Source organism: Roseibium sp. R5, assembly GCF_055755305.1.
On the sequence record NZ_CM146910.1, the window covers coordinates 2,099,549 to 2,118,705 of the forward strand.

Here is a 19,157-nt window from a genome sequence, read left to right on the forward strand (position 1 = left end):
GTCATCGCCTTAGTATCTGGATATACCGAGTGAATTGATCTGGCCCTAAGACCTCTCATCGCAGCGCGGCATGAAATCATTTCAAGTTAATCGTGTACCCGTATTGCGAGCGGGTGAGGGAGTGCGTTTCAAATGAAAATGACGACAGAGGAAGCCTTCGTAAAAGTCCTGCAACGGCATGGGATTGAGCATGCTTTCGGGATTATCGGCTCTGCTTTCATGCCAATCTCCGATCTGTTTCCAAAGGCGGGGATTACGTTCTGGGATTGCGCGCACGAAGGCTCGGGTGGGATGATGGCCGATGGCTATACCCGGGCGACAGGCAAACTCAGCATGATGATTGCCCAGAACGGACCGGGTATCACAAACTTCGTCACGGCGGTGAAAACTGCCTACTGGAACCACACGCCCTTGCTTCTTGTTACGCCGCAGGCCGCCAATAAGACCTTGGGGCAGGGCGGTTTTCAGGAAGTTGAGCAGATGGCCCTGTTCAAGGACATGGTTGCCTATCAAGAAGAGGTCCGTGACGCATCCCGCGTTGCCGAAGTTCTGAACCGTGTCATCCTTCAGGCAAAACGTGCCAGCGCACCGGCCCAGATCAACATGCCGCGCGATTTTTGGACGCAGGTGATCGATATTGACCTTCCGCCGATTGTGGATTTTGAACGCCCATCCGGCGGTGATACAGCCATTCAGGAAGCCGCAGACTTGCTCAGCAACGCCAAGCATCCGGTCATCCTCAACGGTGCTGGCGTTGTCTTGGCCGATGCAATCGGCGACACGATTGCGCTTGCAGAACGGCTGGATGCGCCTGTTTGCTGCGGTTATCAGCACAATGATGCGTTCCCAGGCTCACACCGCCTGTTTGCCGGACCTCTCGGGTACAACGGTTCAAAGGCCGGCATGGAATTGATCGCCAAGGCTGATGTCGTTCTAGCCCTTGGCACGCGCCTCAATCCGTTCTCGACCTTGCCAGGTTACGGCATCGACTACTGGCCGAAAAATGCCAAGATCATTCAGGTGGATATCAATCCCGATCGGATTGGTCTGACCAAGCCAGTGAGCGTTGGTATTGTCGGGGATGCAAAGAAAGTCTCCCAGGCACTCCTCTCAAAACTGGCTCCCAACGCAGGTGATGCCGGGCGGGAAGAGCGCAAGCACGAGATTGCGCAGACGAAATCCCGCTGGGCGCAACAGTTATCGTCCATGGACCACGAAGACGACGATCCGGGAACGAGCTGGAACGAGCGCGCCCGTGCCGCAAAGCCGGATTGGCTCAGCCCGCGCAAGGCGTGGCGGGCAATTCAGTCCGCTTTGCCCCGTGAAGCGATCATCAGCTCTGATATTGGCAATAACTGCGCTATTGGTAATGCGTACCCAAGTTTTGAGGAGGGCCGGAAATACCTTGCGCCCGGGCTGTTCGGTCCCTGCGGTTACGGCCTTCCGGCGATCGTTGGAGCAAAAATTGGCTGTCCGGATACCCCGGTCGTCGGGTTTGCGGGCGACGGAGCCTTTGGCATTGCTGTTACAGAGTTGACCGCCATTGGCCGCAGCGAATGGCCGGCAATCACCATGGTTGTCTTCCGCAACTACCAGTGGGGGGCGGAGAAGCGGAACTCCACGCTTTGGTATGACGACAATTTCGTCGGCACCGAACTCGACGACAATGTCAGCTATGCAGCCATTGCGAAGGCTTGTGGTCTTAAGGGGGAGGTTGCGCGCACGATGGACGAGCTGACCGAAAAGCTGGATGCGGCGGTCAAGGACCAGATGGAAAACGGCAAGACCACGCTGGTTGAAGTTCTGATCAATCAGGAACTCGGCGAGCCATTCCGGCGCGATGCCATGAAGAAACCGGTTGTTGTTGCCGGAATCGATCCGGCAGATATGCGGCCGCAGTAAAGTCCTGGAAAGGGAAGTGATTGATGGGCGGTATCCTTGTTCTGAACTCTGGATCTTCGTCCATCAAGTTCGCTCTATTCGATGAAAGCCTGGATGAAACGCTGTCTGGAAGCGCCACTGAAATCGGTGGCGTTTCGCGTTTGAAAGTCTCATCCAAGACATTGAAATCTGAAGAGACAACGGCCGTCCTGCCGGATCACAACGCCGCGCTCAGCGCGATCTTGGATGTCATCCGGTCCGCTGGCGTTAACATTGCCGAACTCACCGGTGCTGGTCACCGCGTTGTCCATGGCGGTCCGGTGCTTCAATCGGCGATCCGTGTAGATGGGCAAGTCATTGCTGAGATCGAACGTTGCAATGAGCTGGCCCCCTTACACAATCCGCACAATCTGGCTGCCATCCTAGCCCTCAGAGATTTGGCGCCGGGCCTGGTGCAAGTGGCCTGCTTCGATACGGCATTCCATGCGTCAAACCCGGATGTGGCCCGCCGATATGCCTTACCCGACCGGCCGGAGCTGGAAACACTAAGGCGTTACGGTTTTCACGGCATTTCCTATCAGGGGCTTGTCCGGGCACTGGCTAAAGACGTGCAGGCCGATGCGCCGGAACGCCTGCTGGCCCTTCACCTTGGCAATGGTGCAAGCCTGTGTGCGATCAAGTCCGGACAATCCGTGGCAACGACGATGGGGTATTCGCCTCTGGAAGGTCTCACCATGGGCACCCGGACCGGGAGTATTGATGGGAATCTGGTCTTGCGGCTGGCCGAAGAAAACGGAATTGAAGACACTAAAGAGCTCTTAAACAAAAAGAGCGGCCTCCTGGGTCTTGGGGGATTGTCCGACATGCGCGCCCTGCATGCGGCAGAGACAGACGCGTCTCGTTTTGCTGTCGAGCATTTCTGCTATTGGGCTGTTCGCCATGCCGGATCGATGATTGCGGCAATGGGCGGATTGGATGGAATTGCGTTCACCGGTGGCATTGGTGAAAACGATGCTGTTGTGCGCCAGAAGATCATTTCTGGATTGGGATTTCTTGGTGCGACCTGCGATCCGCAGTCCAATCAGAGCAACAGGTCCCGCATTCATGTGTTTGGCTCAGCCGTTCCGATCTGGATCGTAAAGGCCGAAGAAGAGAAAACGATCGCAGCCGAGACGCAAAAACTCATCGCATAGCGAATTTTTATTCTCTCAAACTCATTGGCATGTCGCAATTCGACAACAGATGTCGTGAAAATAACTTTCTTTTTTTCATTTTCTGTGTGAAATTTTTAGAAATAATTTCACGCTGGCGAGACGGTCATGGCCAATTTGGGTGCGGATTTGCGCGCACTTCGCAAGACAAAAGGGTTGACGTTAGCAGAACTTGCCGAACGGCTCGGCAAGTCGGTCGGCTGGCTCAGTCAGATCGAGCGCGGCATTTCGAAACTGTCGAGCGAAGACATCGATCGCATGGCCGGCGTGTTTGACGTGCCGCCGTCGCTTTTGGGCGCAAGGCAGGGACCAAACCCCAAGGAAGATGGCAAAATCGTTCGCGCATCCGATCGCCGGATGATCGGTGAGCGGGTTCCCGGACTTGTTGAGCAATTGCTGTCCCCGGATCTGACCGACAGTTTTGAGGTCATTCATTCCACGTTTCTTCCAGGGTCTGAACGCAACGATGAAATCATGCGGCCAACTCAGGAACTCGCGTTTCTGGTGTCTGGCAAGCTGAAAATCTGGCTCGAGGGCGAACCGTTTCTCATTCGAAAGGGCGATTCCTTCCGCATTCGCGGCAACAAGTACCGCTGGGCAAACCCTTATTCTGAACCGGCGATCGCTGTCTGGATCATCTCACCGCCCGTTTATTGACCCTTGAACCTAACCCTTTGAAGCCAGGCCCTAATCGAGCCTCTACCCCAAATCAAACCGGAGCCAGCAATGTCGGACCTTCCCACTACAGCTCGTGTCGTGATCATCGGTGGAGGCGCGGTCGGCGCCTCGGTTCTCTATCATCTCGGACTAGCCGGTTGGACCGATTGTGTCCTTCTGGAGAAGAATGAGCTCACCGCTGGCAGCACATGGCACGCTGCGGGAAACATCCCGACTTTTTCGTCCTCCTGGGCGGTCATGAACATGCAGCGCTATTCGACCGAGCTCTACAGGCGTCTCGGCGATGAGGTGGACTATCCGATCAACTATCATGTGACCGGATCTGTCCGGCTGGCGCATTCCAAGAACCGCATGATGGAGTTTGAGCGGGCGAACTCCATGGCCCGCCGGCAAGGCATCGAAACTAACATGATGTCGGTCGCGGATCTGAAGGACGCCTATCCCTTCATGGAGACGCACGATCTTGCGGGCGGTTTCTGGGACCCGACCGATGGCGACATGGATCCTGCACAGCTCACACAGGCGTTCGCAAAGGGCGCGCGGGCCATGGGGCAGAAGGTGGTGCGGTTTACACCTGCGACCGGTGTCCGGCGAGAAAATGACGAGTGGATCGTCGAAACGGAAAAGGGTGAGATCCGGTGCGAATATGTTGTCAACGCAGCGGGGTACTATGCCCAGCGTGTTGGCGAGTGGTTCAAACCCTATGGCGGGCGCACCGTGCCGATGATGGTGATGAGCCACCAGTATCTGTTGACCGAACAAATGGACGAGCTTGCAACATGGACCAAGGAGCATGGCCGGAAACTGCCGCTGCTCCGGGATGTGGATTCGTCCTATTACCTGCGGCAGGAAAACACCGGACTGAACCTTGGTCCCTATGAGCGGAACTGCAAGGCACACTGGGTCACGCCGGATGATCCGATGCCGGACGATTTCAGCTTCCAGCTTTATCCCGACGATCTTGACCGGCTGGAATGGTATATCGAAGACGCCATGGCCCGTGTGCCGCTGCTTGGCATGTCGGGAATCTCAAAAGTTATCAACGGCCCTATCCCTTATGCACCTGATGGCATCCCGCTGATTGGCCCGATGCCGGGTGTGAAAAATGCCTTTGAAGCCTGTGTCTTCACGTTCGGAATTGCTCAAGCCGGTGGCGCTGGCAAGATCCTGACCGAGTGGATCACCGAAGGCGAAACCGAATGGGATTGCTGGGGCCTCGATCCACGCCGTTTCACGGACTATACAGATCATGATTATTGCGTTTCCAAGGGCATGGAAGTCTACGGCCATGAATACGCAATGCATTATCCTCATTATGAGTGGCCGGAAGGGAGAGACAAGAAGCTGTCCCCGGTGCATGAAAAACTGAAAGCCTCCGGTGCCCAATTTGGAGTTTACAACGGTTGGGAACGTGCCAACTGGTTTGCAGAAGACGGCGACGACATATCGATTGAAGCGACAGAAAGCTGGATGCGCAAAGGCCCTTGGTTCGGGCGTGTGCGCGAAGAAGCCTTGGCCGTTCGCGATGGTGTTGGCGTTTTGGATCTTCCGGGATTTTCGAGGTTCAAACTGTCAGGTGCCGGAGCTGCCGATTGGTTGCGGGGCCGTATCTCTGGCGGCCTGCCGAAAGTTGGGAGGATGACGCTCGCCTATTTTCCAACGTCCAAGGGCCGGGTACACACGGAGATGTCGATCATCCGGAAGGGCGAGGACGACTTTGTACTGATCACCGCAGCATCCGCGCAGTGGCACGATTTTGAAATTCTGGCTGCACATTTGCCAGACAGTCTTGAGCTGTCCGACATCACTTCGGAGCTTTCGACGCTAATCGTAACTGGGCCGAAATCCCGGGACCTTTTCGAGAAAATCGGAACAACAGCCGACCTGGAGTTGCCATGGCTCAGCATTCAAACAGCTGAGGTGGCGGGGACCAGTTGCGAGCTTTACCGGGTGAGTTTTGCCGGGGAGCTGGGCTGGGAAATTCACGCGCCAATGTCCGATATTCCGGCACTTTATGACGCAGTTGTCAGCGCGGGTGCAAAGCCCTTTGGCATGTATGCCCTCAACAGCTTGCGGATTGAAAAAGGTTACCGGGCATGGAAAGGCGATTTGAGCACGGATTATACCCTGCTGGAATCCGGCCTCGATCGGTTCGTGAAGCTGGACAAGGCGGAAGACTTCCCCGGCAAGGTCGCGCTCTTGAATGAAAAGCAGCAAGGTCCAAAACAGCGCTTTGTCACTTTCCTTGTCGATAGCGAGGAAATCGACCCGCCCTACATGTCGAACATCTGGATGAACGGCAGCATCGTCGGCGAAACCACGTCTTCGGCTTTCGGGTTCCGCGTAGATGCCTGCGTCGCGTTGGGCATGGTCCGGGCGGATCTGGCCCAAGCGGGCACGGATCTTGAAGTCGAAGTCTACGGACAAAGATTTCCCGTCACGGTGCAGCCGGATGGACCACTCTGGGATCCGCAGAATCTCAGGCTAAAAGCGTGATTTTTACTCTTTCAAAGCGTCAGTTTTTTCAATCCAGATTTGGACGATAAGTCATGGCCATTCCTTCAAAAGCCCGCGTTGTCATTATCGGTGGCGGGGTCATCGGGTGTTCAGTTGCCTACCACCTGGCCAAGCAAGGCTGGAGCGATATCCTGCTTCTGGAACGCAAGCAGCTCACCAGCGGAACGACCTGGCACGCAGCCGGCCTGATTGCGCAGCTTCGGGCAACCCAGAACATGACCCGTCTCGCCAAATACAGCCAGGAGCTCTACGGCTCTCTCGAAGACGAAACGGGTTTATCGACCGGCTTCAAAAGATGCGGATCGATTACGATGGCGCTGACCGCAGAACGCCGGGAGGAAATTCTGCGTCAGGCCTCCATGGCACGGGCGTTCGGGGTGGAGGTTGAAGAAATTTCACTCGGCGAAGTCCAGAACCGCTATCCGCATGTCAACACAAGTGGCGCGACCGCAGCTGTCTACCTGCCGCTTGATGGTCAGGGCGACCCGGCAAACATCGCACTGGCTCTGGCAAAGGGAGCGCGCCAAAAAGGCGCAAAGATCCTGGAGCGGGTCAAAGTGACCGGGATAGAGGTCAAAGACCGGAGAGCCACCGGCGTCAGTTGGGAGCAAGACGGTGAAACCGGATTTGTCGAAGCCGAGATGGTGGTCAATTGCGGCGGCATGTGGGGGCATGAGGTTGGCCGGATGGCAGGGGTCAACGTTCCACTGCATGCATGTGAGCATTTTTACATCGTGACCGAGCAGATCGACGGCCTGGGGCAACTGCCGGTCCTGCGTGTCCCGGACGAGTGTGCCTACTACAAGGAAGACGCCGGCAAGATGCTACTTGGCGCATTTGAGCCAAATGCCAAGCCCTGGGGAATGACCGGCATTCCCGACCAGTTCGAGTTCGACCAGCTGCCGGAAGACTTTGATCATTTCGAACCGATCCTTGCAGCTGCGGTCGAACGCATGCCGATGCTGGCCGAGGCGGGGATCCATACCTTCTTCAATGGGCCTGAGAGTTTTACGCCGGACGATGCCTACCATCTGGGTCTTGCCCCGGAACTGGAGAATTTCTGGGTCGCGGCAGGCTTTAATTCCATCGGGATCCAGTCCGCAGGTGGCGCTGGTATGGCGTTGGCCGCCTGGATGGAAAGCGGCGAAAAACCATTTGATCTCGGGGATGTCGATATCTCCCGGATGCAACCGTTTCAGGGCAACAAGACCTATCTGTTTGAACGATCGAAGGAAACGCTCGGGCTGTTGTACGCCGATCATTTCCCTTACCGGCAAAAGGCGACTGCGCGTGGGATCCGGCGAACACCCCTCCATGGGCATCTTTTGGATCAGGGGGCTGTGATGGGAGAACTGGCCGGATGGGAACGGGCGAATTGGTTCGCAGATCCCGGACAGGACCGCGCCTATGAGTATTCCTGGAAACGCCAGAACTGGTTTGAGAACAGCGCCCGTGAACACATGGCGATCCGGGAAAGCGCCGGACTATATGACATGAGCTCCTTCGGAAAGATCCGCGTTGAAGGATCGGATGCAGAAGGTTTCCTTAATCACGTTTGCGGTGCCGACATGAGCGTGCCGGCAGGCCGGATTGTCTACACGCAGATGCTCAACGAGGCTGGCGGTATCGAGGCCGATGTCACAGTCACGCGGTTGAGCGAAACCGCTTATCTGATGGTCACTCCGGCTGCCACCCGACTGGCGGACCAGACGTGGCTGCGGCGTCATTTGGGTGATAACCAAGTGGTGCTGACCGATGTGACTTCCGGTGAAGCGGTTCTGGCTTTGATGGGACCGATGTCACGGGAGCTGCTTGGCCGGGTTTCTCCAAACGACTTTACCAATGAAACCAACCCGTTCGGCACGGCTCAGGATATTGAAATAGGCATGGCACTCGCTCGTGCCCACCGGGTCAGTTACGTCGGCGAACTCGGCTGGGAGATCTATGTGCCAACCGAGTTTGCTGCGCATGTCTTCGAAACGCTTTGGGAGGCCGACCGGGATGAGGGGCTGAAACTGTGCGGCCTTCATGCCATGGACAGCTGCCGGATGGAGAAGGCCTTCCGGCACTTTGGCCATGACATCACCTGCGAAGACCATGTCATCGATGCCGGTCTCGGCTTTGCCGCCAAAACCTCCAAGCCTGGTTTCATCGGTCGGGACGCCATTTTAGAGCGCAAGGAAACTGGTCCTAAAAGCCGATTGGTACAGTTCCAGCTACAGGATCCGGAGCCCATGCTCTACCACGCCGAACCGATCCTTCGTGAGGGCGAGGTCTGCGGGTACCTGTCATCCGGGGCCTATGGACACGCACTCGGCGCCGCGATTGGCCTTGGCTACGTGCCGTGCGAGGGGGAAAGTGCTGCTGATGTTCTAGGCTCGGCCTATGAAATCGAGATTGCGGGCACTCGCGTGCCGGCAACCGCGAGCCTCAAGCCGCTCTATGATCCGACGAGCAGCCGCATGAAGGTCTAAACAGAAAAATCCGTCACTCACGAAAAACCCCGGACAGAAGCCGGGGTTTTTGCTCTTTAACCAGCTGGGATAACCGGCGCTGGATTGGCCGGATTCCGATCCTTAACTGAACACCGCTGTGAGTGCCTCATCAATCGAGCTTGTGAGGTGGTCGATGTCATCGGCAGTCGCGATTAATGCCGGTGCGAGACACAAAGTGTTGTTGAAGCCAGGAAGCGCCCGATTGGTCATGCCGATGATGACGCCCTGGGCCATACAGTGCCCTGCGACGGCCTGAACCTTGGCTTCATTAGCCGGTTCCTTGGTCTCACGATCGGACACAAGTTCGACGCCTGCAAACAATCCTCGGCCACGCACGTCGCCAACTACGGCGTGTTTCTCCTTCAGGCCTTCCAGGTTTTCCATCAGGCGTGCGCCCATCGACAGCGTGTTTTCTAGAAGGCCTTCGTCTTCGATGATGCGCATGTTTTCAAGCGCTGCGGCAGGACCTGCGGCACAACCGGCATAAGTTGAAATGTCTCGGAAATAGCTCAAAGGATCACCGGACGAATCCTTGAACATGTCAAAGACTTCTTCGGTGGTCACGGTGCAGGAGATTGCGGCATATCCGGAGGCCACGCCCTTTGCCATTGTAACGAAGTCAGGTTTGATGCCGAACTGCTGATATCCGAACCAGGTTCCAAGGCGTCCGACACCGCAGACGACTTCATCGAGATGGATCAGGATTTGGTGCCGTTTGCAGATCTCCTGGACACGCTCCCAATAGCCCTCCGGCGGCACAATGACACCGCCGCCCGCTGTCATGGTTTCAAGGCAGATCGCACCGATCGTATCCGGTCCTTCGCGGAGGATGACTTCTTCGATGGCGTCAGCAGCGCGCTCACCATAAGCTTCCGCGCTGTCATATTGGTTCCGGTATTCAAGGCAGTGTGGAACTGCGACAAATCCAGGCGTGAACGGCCCGTAGTGAGCCGAACGCTCGCCCTGACCACCAGCGGACAGGGCCGTAATTGTGGTGCCGTGGTAGTCGCGGTCACGATAGAGGATTTTCGATTTTTTGCCGCCATGGTGCTGCTTGGAAATCTGGCGGACCATCTTGAAGACTTTCTCGTTCGCCTCCGAGCCCGAGTTTGAATAAAACACTCGGCTCATGCCCGGCATCTTGGAGATTAGCCTTTCAGCAAAAAGGGCCCCTGGAACAGATCCAAGCGTATTTGCGAAGAAGTTCATCTTCACAAGCTGGTCGCGGACGGCGTCAGCAATCGTCTCCCGACCGTAACCGACGTTTACGGTCCAGACACCGCCGGAGACGCCGTCTAGGTGCTCTTTGCCAGCGGCATCCCAAACGCGCAGTCCCTTACCTTCAACGATGATGCGCGGGTCTACGGTCTCGAACGTCTTGTGCTGAATGAGATGATGCCAAACATGCGCCTTGTCGGCGGCAATGACGTCGGAATTGTCGTTTTTCGCAAGAACAGCATCCATGGCCACATCCCCAGAGTTGATTGGAAAACCTGCCGGTATCCGGCTGAAAACGTGCGCTTGTGGTTCGCCGCCGAAACAGTGAGGGCAACCCATCGCAATGCACAATCATGCGCCACTGTGCACAGCCACCAATCACGCAATAGGGCCAGTGATTTGCCAGATATAGGTCCAGACGGATTCCGTTGCTTGTCAGCTGAAATCGCAGCTCATACGCTTTTTCCGGAAACAAAAGGCGGCGACAGAACTGCCTGAAACCCAGTGGAATGAGACGGTCACCAAATGCCAGCGCGCTTGTGAGCAATACCTGTTGTTAGTGCTTGGCAGACCCACAAACATAACGGAGTGGAACCATGGCGTTGAAATCGAAACTTGGTGGTGCAGTTGGGCTTCTGGCCCTGATGGGGGCGTTCCAGCCTGCAGCAGCAGAGGAATTGACAGTTGCATATTTTCTAGAATGGCCGATGCCGTTCCAGTACGCCAAGGCAAAGGGCCTCTATGACGAAGCGCTGGGCATGAAAGTGAACTGGGTTTCCTTCGACACAGGCACCGCGATGTCGGCAGCGATGGCTTCCGGAGATGTTCAGATCGCAGTCAGCCAGGGTGTTCCACCTTTCGTCGTCGCAACATCCGCTGGTCAGGACCTGCAAATCGTCGATGTGGCTGTGAGCTACTCGGAGAACGACAACTGCGTCGTTGCTGAGAAGCTTGAAATCGACAAGGACAGCGCCAGCGAGCTTGCGGGCAAGAAGGTCGGTGTTCCGATCGGTACGGCAGCTCACTATGGCTTCTTGAAGCAGATGGAGCATTTCGGTGTCGATATCGGCACAATGGATATTGTCGACATGGCACCGCCTGATGGCGCTGCGGCTTTTGCCCAGGGTAGCCTCGACATGGTCTGTGGGTGGGGTGGTGCGCTCCGGCGCATGAAAGAGCATGGCAATGTCCTTCTTACAGGTGCGGAGAAGGAAGAGCTCGGCATTCTGGTCTTTGATGTGACATCTGCGCCTGCAGACTTTATCGCAGAGGAAAGTGACACCCTGGCCAAGTTCCTGAAAGTGACGGCCGATGCCAATGCAATGTGGAACTCGGGCGACAACACCGCTGAAATGCTTCCTGTGATCGCAAAAGACGCAGGTATGTCCGAAGATGACACCTCGAGCACCATGGCAACCTTCGTGTTTCCGAGCGTTGAAGATCAGCTTAGCGCCAAGTGGCTCGGCGGCGGGTCGCAGGAATTCATGAAGGGCGTTGCGGAAGTGTTCGTGAATGCCGGCAGCATCCCGTCTGCACGGGATTCCTATGACGGCGCGGTCGACACGTCTGCGCTCGGTGCTGCCGCCAACATGTAAACTGCGGTTTCGCGAAAACGGTGCAGCGGGCGGGAAGCTCGCTGCCCATCCAGGCTGGGCAACCGGGAGAGTGAAGTGCCGCTTCTATTAGACAATATTTCCATGCGCTTTGACCTGCCAAATGGCAGTTCGATCCAGGCGCTTAAAGATGTTTCCCTCACTCTGAACGACGGTGAATTGCTCTCCGTTCTTGGTCCCTCCGGGTGCGGCAAGACAACGCTTTTGAATATAATCGCTGGTTTTCTGGCGCCAACTGACGGTCAGGTTGTTCTGAATGGCGAGACGGTAACAGGACCGGCGCCGGAACGGGGCATGGTCTTTCAAAAAGGCGCTTTGTTTGAATGGATGAACGTGCGCCATAATGTCGATTTCGGCCCCCGAATGAAGGGAATGGCGAAGACGGAAAGAGATGAGATTACTGATCATCTCCTGGAAATCGTCGGTCTGCAGGACTTCAAGGAAAAAGCGGTTTATGAACTCTCTGGCGGGATGCAGCAGCGGGTTGCGCTCGCAAGGTGTCTGGCCAACGAACCCGATGTCATTTTGATGGATGAGCCACTTGGAGCACTGGACGCGTTGACACGCGAGAAGATGCAGGGGCTCGTTCTGAAGCTTTGGAAGGAGACCGGCAAAACCGTGATCCTGATTACTCACTCTGTTGAGGAGGCCCTTTTGCTGGGTGAACGCCTGCTGGTGATGGCGCCAAGGCCCGGACGGATACACAAGGAGTATCAGCTCCCCTTCGCAGACAGTGCCGTGAATGCAGATCTTCGTGAGGTCAAGCGGGAACAAGGCTTTTCAGAAACACGCGATGAAATCCTCAATATGATTTGGGAAATGGAAGAGGAAATCATGGGCCGCGCGGAGGCTGCCCAATGACCATTCTCATTGCCTATATCGCGATTTTTGCGGCCGCCTTTTTCATCGTTCATTTTTTCACGCTCAGGATTGTTCACCGGAACGATTTCACAAGCTTGAAGACCGTGACATTCGGCGATGAGAGCGCCGTTAAGGCAAACCGGATCGCCTCCGTCATTTCGGTCCTTGCTGTCTTCTTTATCTGGGGGGCCTTCACAGGTTCCAAACTGACCCCAATCCATGTGCCCGGACCATATATGGGCACCACCGAGTTTACCTACACCGCTGAAAATTCGGCCGGAGAAACCGACAGCGCGACCGTGACCGTCGTGGTGCACAAGCTCGGGGAAGATGTGGAGCTGCCTGAACCAGCCCCGAGCAGTGGGTTTGCGCAAAACGATGTCGACAGTGTTGCCGCTTGGCGGAGTGGTCTGATCAGGGTCAACCGTAACGATGAGGGCCGTGAGGACGAAGGCTTCAAGATCACCGCCATCGATGGTCAGCCAATTGCTGTTGGATCACCTGTATCTGTAGCAGATGGTTCGGTCGCACTGACAGCAAAGGGGTCGCTGAACTTCACCCCGGACAAGGGCATGCAGATGGAGCCCATATGGCTTCCATCACCAGAGGCTGTCTGGCACCGGTATGTTGAGATCTTCGGGGATGGCTATCAGGGCATTACCTTGCTTGACCATCTGGGCTGGTCGCTGCTGCGAGTATGCGCTGGGTTCCTTCTTGGCAGCTTGATTGGCATCCCGCTTGGGTATGCTATGGGACTGTCCGGCTGGTTCCGGGGGTGGTTTGATCCGATCGTCGAGTTTATGCGGCCCGTGCCGCCCTTGGCCTTGATCCCGCTGGTGATCATCTGGTTCGGGATCGGCGAGTCCGGCAAGATTATCCTCCTGTTCCTTGCCGCTCTTTGGATTATGACGATTGCCGCGCGTGCTGGGGTTTCGGGCGTCAATATATCCAAGGTTCATGCCGCTTATTCCCTCGGAGCGTCCAAATCGCAGATCCTGTGGCACGTGATCGTGCCCAATTCATTGCCCGAGATTTTCACCGGTGCCCGGGTTGCGATGGGCGTTTGTTGGGGGACGGTGGTTGCTGCTGAACTGGTGGCTGCTGAAAAGGGCGCCGGCAAGATGATCGTCGCAGCCAGTAAGTTTCAGCTGACCGACATTGTGATTATGGGGATCATATTGATCGGTGTGATTGGGTTTGCCATTGATGTCTTGATGCGCCGCGCTGAAAACTGGCTCGTTCCGTGGAAAGGCCGCAGCTGATGCTGCGGTCAAACCAGGACATCAGCTGAATTTTGGCATCAGTTTCTTCAAAGTCCTGCGGAACGGTCCGCGGGACTGATAGGCGGTGAATGCCAATTGGCCAATCGGGCCTGCTGTGACTGTGACATTTGTAAGGGGAATTTGCTCTGCCCCAAAGGAGAGCTTATAGGGCTCGTCACCGATTGTGAAATCGAAAATCGTGGTCCCCAAATCGGCTTCATGCCGGATCTTTTCATTAAGGCCGAGCAGCCCGAGCGAGTAACGCTTCATGTCCTCATCATCGACAAAAGCTGCCAGCAAAAACAGGAAACGGCCCTTGTGACGGACGCCGAAATCGATCGACATGATCCGATTTTCGAGTTTGCCGACGAAGGTTGAAGTCATGCCGGTTTGAGCGCCCTTGACCGCAAGGTTCCGGTAGAAAGCGAAATACTCCGGCCTTGAAAACAAGTCTGTTTCGTAGCGGCCAGCGCGAAGATCCCGCATGATCTCGAACGCGTTCACGATGTCAGCCTCATTGGAGAGTTCGCTGTATTCAAGCGGGCCATGATCTTTCTGGAACCCGCTCAGCTTTCGCCTCAATCCTTTGCGCATGTTTTTGGAGACATGCGTCTTCAGCCAATGATCGTGCGTCTGTTCGATTTCGACTTCATAGGAGCTGCTGATGTTCGGGGTTTTTCTTGCTTTGGAAAACAACTTCGACGCGTCAAAGGTGGACGGTGGCTGCTTGCGGAAGAGCAGAATATGATATGGCTTCATGGCCGTGAGGATTTTGCTCGCGAGCCCAGGAACAGCACAGACGTCTTCCAGGCTTTTTGGCGATCCGATGACCGCATTGTAATCGGCCACTCCAAGATCCGCCGGTTGAATGATCTGAATTCCAAAATACGTTTCTCGCACTAGCGGCAGAATTACCTCTGGTTGCTCCTGACCCTCGCGATAGATTTTCATGATTATCGGTTCTGCGCCGGAACCTGGGACAAGGGTTTTGTAGAATTCATGAAGCCAAAGCGGACTTTGAAAGGCCGTTGCCGCCGCGCTTTCGAAAAGAGTTGAATACTCATTGGATAGAAAATCGTATTCCTTACAGACTTCGATCCGGTAGCCGGAATGAACACTGATGTTCTGATGATCCATAACAGCGTTTCCTAGTCGGCTGTTCGAGAAGCCGGACGGTGGAGCAGGGCGTTTATCGCGTCCTCGTCCAATGCTTGTGTGCGCGAGTCGACAATACCGAAACCGTCCGAATAATCCCAGTGCGTCCAGCCGATACAACGGGCTTCGGCTTCCTTTGTAACCGTCTGTAGCCAATAGAGGCGGTCGTTTCGCGGCGCATCGTAGGAAAGAACGCCAAACTCATTTATGACTACCGGCAGCCCATACTTCTGCGACCAGTTTTCAATTGTCGCAAAGGCGTTCTGGACGTCTTTTTTGGTCCATGGCTCTTCGAAAACCCGGTGAATTTCCTCAGCGGCTTGGTCATGCCCTTCCGCCTGGAGCCGGGAGACCAGCGATCTGATCCGGGCATCGTTTTCTTTCGTTGGAAAAGGGACGCCAGTGGCAAGGCGTGCCGTATCGTCCGGCGGATGCCATTCGGCGCCCTGATGGGTAAAAATGAATGGATCGTAGAAGTGAATTGCGTAAACGGTGTTCGCGTCGGTCAGTGGCGGAAAGTTCACAAGACTTTCGTGGCGCATGGGGCCGTGTGGGCCAACGACGAACGTATGATTTGGAAGCCATTCCCTTAGTTGGCTGGAGAGCCGTCGGATGTGGTCCTCCCAGATTTCTTGCAATGTATCCGGTTCATTTAGAAACTCAACGGCGACCTTTGCTGGATTGGTGCTTTCCAGAACTGATGAAAGATAGCGCCAACTGTCTTCGAGACGTCGGTATCCTTCGTCCGGTGCCGTTCGATAGACGTGGTTGAACGTCCCGTCCGGGTGAAAATCGACCGTTACCGTAAAACCGGTGGCAAGCAGGTTTTGCAACATAGCCAAGAGTTCGTCGGAGTACTTGGAAAGATCCTCGGATCCCCAGTCGCCCGTATTGAACGCTTTATGAAAAACGGGGAGGCGGATGTGCGTAAAGCCGTTTGTATAAAGCAGCCTAAGAGTGCTCAAATCAGGACGGTAAGCAATGTCATTAGCATCCCAATTGGGTAGGTTCACACCGCGCGCCATCGCTTCGAGAAGCGCAGGATTTTCAAATGCCGGAAAGGCCTGAGCGGAAAAACAATGATCAGCATTTTGTGGACTGGCATTTGAACCTCCGAAGGCAGTCATTGCCAGGCATGCGGGCAGCACAAGCCTTGCCAGAGTGCGCACCCACATACGCTCAGTCTCTCAGCATGATAAAAAATGCTTTGTGATTGGTTTGAAGATAGCGGGGCCCGAGACGGCGTGGCTCCTGCATCGTCCTGTAGAGCCACTCCAGACCAAGATTTTGCATCCATTCCGGCGCGCGAGGATTCTTGAGTGACAGAAAATCAAATAGCCCGCCTGAGGTCTTTATGACACCGACATTGGTCAGTTTCTTGAGGTTCCGAGATACGAACTGCTGCTCTCGGGGGACCCCCATGCCGATCCATAAAATATCTGGTGCGAGGTCGTTGATCTCCGAGACAATTGCATCTTCTTCGTTCGCCCCAAAATAGCCGTTTCTCCGGCCAACGACGTGTAGATCGGGATAGAATTTCTGGGTGTTGCTGACTGCCGCCGCGTTGGATTTTTCATCGGCGCCGAGCAAATAGAAGGATGCGCCGACATCTTGAGCCACAAGCGCGACGTCGTGATAAAGGTCAGTCGTTGCGACACGTTCGATATTCTGCAAACCATGTTTTATCCGAGCGATCCAAACCATCGGCATCCCATCGGCAAGGATCTGGTCTGCTTGGAGGAATTCCTGGCGCACGGCATTGTCCTCGTTGCACATGACGATGACTTGTCCGTTTGCAGACGTGGAATAATAGGGGTTCTCGGCTGAACCCCGCTTGGCGAGCGCTTGCGCGATCAGCGTCTCGGCCGCGGTTTTTCGATCCGTCCATGTGATTGGAAGCCCACCGAGAACCTCAACGACATGATAGGACTGGGCTAGCTGAGCGAGCTGCCGGGCGTCCCACTGACCATGTTTTTTTTGGTCACTCTGAGTATGTCTTGGACGCTGCGGACTCATTGTCTATTTGCCAGGCTCCGGAATTTTCGCAGTGTGCAAGATAACGTCAGGGAATTAACGTTCAGCAAACAGAAATGCTGGTTGGTAGAAATAGATTAGAGCGTTACCCAACGTAGCTTTTCTTCCACTTCTAACGATATTCCAGAGAGAAGGTCGTCGTTGATTGAGTGCGGTTCGAATTCTTCCTCTACAACGACGAACAGATCTGCAAACTCTGACAGGCGCTGGACTTGGCCGTGATTGCGCACCGGCGGAGCGTCAATGATCATGCAAGCATCACGAGCTGTGTTGCTGACTGAAAAGCCCTCAACGACCTCCAGGATAGAACGCCGGTTCCGGAAGTGATTCGCTGCGATCTCCCCGGGATCAACAATTGAAATTGCGCGAGCTGCAGGCAGGCCTAAGGAGCCGGGCGCTGTCCGATGAGTATCAATGAGGTTCTGGTTCTCAGTCAGCAGCCACACGGGAAGCCCGCGCTGTCCTGCAAGCGCTGCAATCCCGAGAACGACGTCACTCAGATCCAGGTTCGGCTCAAGTGAGCTTACAACCACGACTGCCCCTCTGCTTTGGAGGGTCTTCACGTCACGCCGCAGCGGACCGCGCTTCAGATACTGCGCAGTTTTATTCGGATCGAACCTTTCATGAGTTTGGGTCTGGGCCCGGTGATGGTCGTGATCCTTCGCGCGGGCATGTCTTTGTGCGCGGATTGGGCGATCGGGGACTTCCTGGAAGCCCATCTTCTGAATGGTCTCATTCAATCTGCCAACAGGCGCCGAAAATCGCTTGTGGCCCTCTTTGAATTTGCGTCTGGTCTGTTTACGTTTTCCAAAACCAAACAGCGATTGAGACATCGTCTTTGGCGCGCGTTTTTTCTCTGCAGGAGCACCTGTCATCTCACGTGCAAACGCATAAAGAACCGCGCAGCCTCCCGAAAAGACCAGGAAAACAAGCCCAGCAAGAACCCGACTTGGCCGGTTTGGTTTCAGCGGAGGCAAGGCCGGCGATGCGATCCGAGCCTGCCCCAGTTCCAGACCACTCTGTTTTTCTGTTGCCTTGAACCGAGCCAGAAACTCTTCATACAGCTGCCGGTTTGCGGTTGCTTCACGCTCCAGGCTTGCAAGCTGAACCATGGCGCGTTCGGTTCGAAGGGCCGTTTGTTTTCTCTGATCGAGCTCATTGGTTAAAGCTTGAAGAGTGAAATTGGCGCTTTCAAGCCGCTCTTTTTGGATCGCAAGAAGCCTGCTTTGTTCCAGAGAGATTTGCCGTTCGATTCCGGCTAGCTTGCTGCGCTCTGAGGTGACACGGGGATGCCGGTCGCCGTAGACCCGGCTGAACTCGGAGAGGTTCTGGAGGATTTGGCCTCGTTCACGGCGCAGCTCTGCAAGCTGTGCCGCGTCCGATTGTTCGGTCGTGGACGGAAGACCCGCGCCTGTGCTGATCTTTTCAACCCTTGAACGGATGGCCTCTGTTTCGGCCTTTGCAGCAACAATCTGTTCGTTCAGTGTGATGAGCTCACGTTGTAACAAAGTGCTGTCTTGAGTGACGCCGATGATGCCGTTCTCTGCCTTAAAGCTCGCAACGGCTTTTTCAGAAGTTTCAAGGTTTGACCTCAAGTCGTTCAGGCGTTCTTCCAGGGACGAAGCTGCAGTGGCGTTCGCGGTCACCAAAGCATCGGTCTGGCTGTCTACGAAGGCTTGCGCGACTGCATTGGCATAAAGAGCGGATTTATCTGGGTCGTTGGATGAGAACGATATTTCTACAATGAAAGTCGCGCCCACCCGATTGACTTGCAAACGCCGCTTGAAGGCTGCGAGCAATTCACGGTCGTCAGGACCTACAGAACGCGCAAAAACCGGATCGGTCTTGGCGTCCAGATCTTCCAACACTGGGCGCAGAAACCCATCGGAATGAACGATTTGGACGATACTTTCCAGGAAAGCGGCATCTGATCCAATGCCCGGCAAAACGTTTTCGGTAAGTGTCACTCTGCGCTCGCGCGGGTCAACCAGAACAAGTGCAGTCGCTTTGTACGGGAACGGATAAAGCGAGAACAGGACAAGCGCGATCGCTGTCAAAACGCCTGTGATGATCGTGATGCGCAAAAGGTTCCGGCGGAAGAACCCGATGATTTGCGAGAATTCAATCAGACCCTGGTTGAATGCGCCGTATCGCTGTTTTCCGTCTTGTGAAAACGGACCTTCCGGAGTCTCTTGGTTCCAAGCTCCACCTGGAATGGCGGTCATGTCAAGG

Annotated in this window: 13 protein-coding genes; 8 read left to right on the forward strand and 5 right to left on the reverse strand. The window is 55.3% G+C overall.

The annotated features are described in order from the left end of the window. Positions 1-132: 132 nt before the first annotated feature. From xsc to AC0J4F_RS09805, 5 genes are all read left to right on the forward strand, one after another. A complete protein-coding gene (gene xsc / locus AC0J4F_RS09785) occupies positions 133-1,902 on the forward strand; it encodes a sulfoacetaldehyde acetyltransferase (protein WP_473026102.1) in 1,770 nt (589 codons plus the stop codon). A 23-nt stretch (positions 1,903-1,925) separates the two neighbouring features. Further along, the gene (locus tag AC0J4F_RS09790) at positions 1,926-3,074 is read left to right on the forward strand and encodes an acetate/propionate family kinase (RefSeq protein WP_473026103.1); all 1,149 of its coding nucleotides are present in this window, start codon (positions 1,926-1,928) and stop codon (positions 3,072-3,074) included. 126 nt (positions 3,075-3,200) lie between these two features. Then, entirely contained in the window at positions 3,201-3,749 is a 549-nt protein-coding gene (locus tag AC0J4F_RS09795; RefSeq protein WP_133951896.1) for a helix-turn-helix domain-containing protein, read from the forward strand. A 69-nt stretch (positions 3,750-3,818) separates the two neighbouring features. Beyond that, positions 3,819-6,266 carry a GcvT family protein gene (locus tag AC0J4F_RS09800; protein WP_473026104.1) on the forward strand — a complete coding sequence of 816 codons (2,448 nt, stop codon included), beginning with the start codon at positions 3,819-3,821 and terminating at the stop codon, positions 6,264-6,266. Positions 6,267-6,319: 53 nt separating this feature from the next. Further along, positions 6,320-8,761, forward strand: coding sequence for a GcvT family protein (locus AC0J4F_RS09805; RefSeq protein ID WP_473026105.1), 2,442 nt, complete (start codon positions 6,320-6,322; stop codon positions 8,759-8,761). Between the two features lie 102 nt (positions 8,762-8,863). Here AC0J4F_RS09805 and AC0J4F_RS09810 read toward each other — a convergent pair whose 3' ends face one another. Then, the gene (locus tag AC0J4F_RS09810; RefSeq protein ID WP_133951902.1) at positions 8,864-10,246 is read right to left on the reverse strand and encodes an aminotransferase family protein; all 1,383 of its coding nucleotides are present in this window, start codon (positions 10,244-10,246) and stop codon (positions 8,864-8,866) included. 350 nt (positions 10,247-10,596) lie between these two features. Between AC0J4F_RS09810 and AC0J4F_RS09815 the strand changes: the two genes are divergently transcribed. The 3 genes from AC0J4F_RS09815 (at position 10,597) to AC0J4F_RS09825 (ending at position 13,736) form a co-directional block, all read left to right on the forward strand. Further along, positions 10,597-11,595 (forward strand): taurine ABC transporter substrate-binding protein, encoded by a 999-nt coding sequence (locus AC0J4F_RS09815; RefSeq protein ID WP_209174582.1) that lies wholly within the window; start codon positions 10,597-10,599, stop codon positions 11,593-11,595. Between the two features lie 102 nt (positions 11,596-11,697). Then, positions 11,698-12,474: an ATP-binding cassette domain-containing protein gene (locus tag AC0J4F_RS09820; protein WP_473026419.1), complete on the forward strand. Its 777-nt coding sequence runs from the start codon at positions 11,698-11,700 to the stop codon at positions 12,472-12,474. Continuing rightward, positions 12,471-13,736, forward strand: coding sequence for an ABC transporter permease (locus AC0J4F_RS09825; RefSeq protein ID WP_133951908.1), 1,266 nt, complete (start codon positions 12,471-12,473; stop codon positions 13,734-13,736). The genes AC0J4F_RS09820 and AC0J4F_RS09825 overlap by 4 nt, the downstream gene beginning before the upstream one ends. Before the next feature lie 21 nt (positions 13,737-13,757). On the opposite strand, the gene AC0J4F_RS09830 is transcribed toward AC0J4F_RS09825, so the two are convergent. From AC0J4F_RS09830 to AC0J4F_RS09845, 4 genes are all read right to left on the reverse strand, one after another. Continuing rightward, a complete protein-coding gene (locus tag AC0J4F_RS09830) occupies positions 13,758-14,873 on the reverse strand; it encodes a GNAT family N-acetyltransferase (RefSeq protein WP_473026106.1) in 1,116 nt (371 codons plus the stop codon). An 11-nt stretch (positions 14,874-14,884) separates the two neighbouring features. Continuing rightward, complete coding sequence (locus AC0J4F_RS09835; protein WP_473026107.1) at positions 14,885-16,066, reverse strand: glycoside hydrolase family 5 protein; 1,182 nt, start codon at positions 16,064-16,066, stop codon at positions 14,885-14,887. 4 nt (positions 16,067-16,070) lie between these two features. After that, positions 16,071-16,667: a WecB/TagA/CpsF family glycosyltransferase gene (locus tag AC0J4F_RS09840; protein ID WP_473026108.1), complete on the reverse strand. Its 597-nt coding sequence runs from the start codon at positions 16,665-16,667 to the stop codon at positions 16,071-16,073. Positions 16,668-17,002: 335 nt separating this feature from the next. Then, entirely contained in the window at positions 17,003-19,150 is a 2,148-nt protein-coding gene (locus tag AC0J4F_RS09845; RefSeq protein ID WP_473026109.1) for a GumC family protein, read from the reverse strand. Between the last annotated feature and the right edge of the window lie 7 nt (positions 19,151-19,157).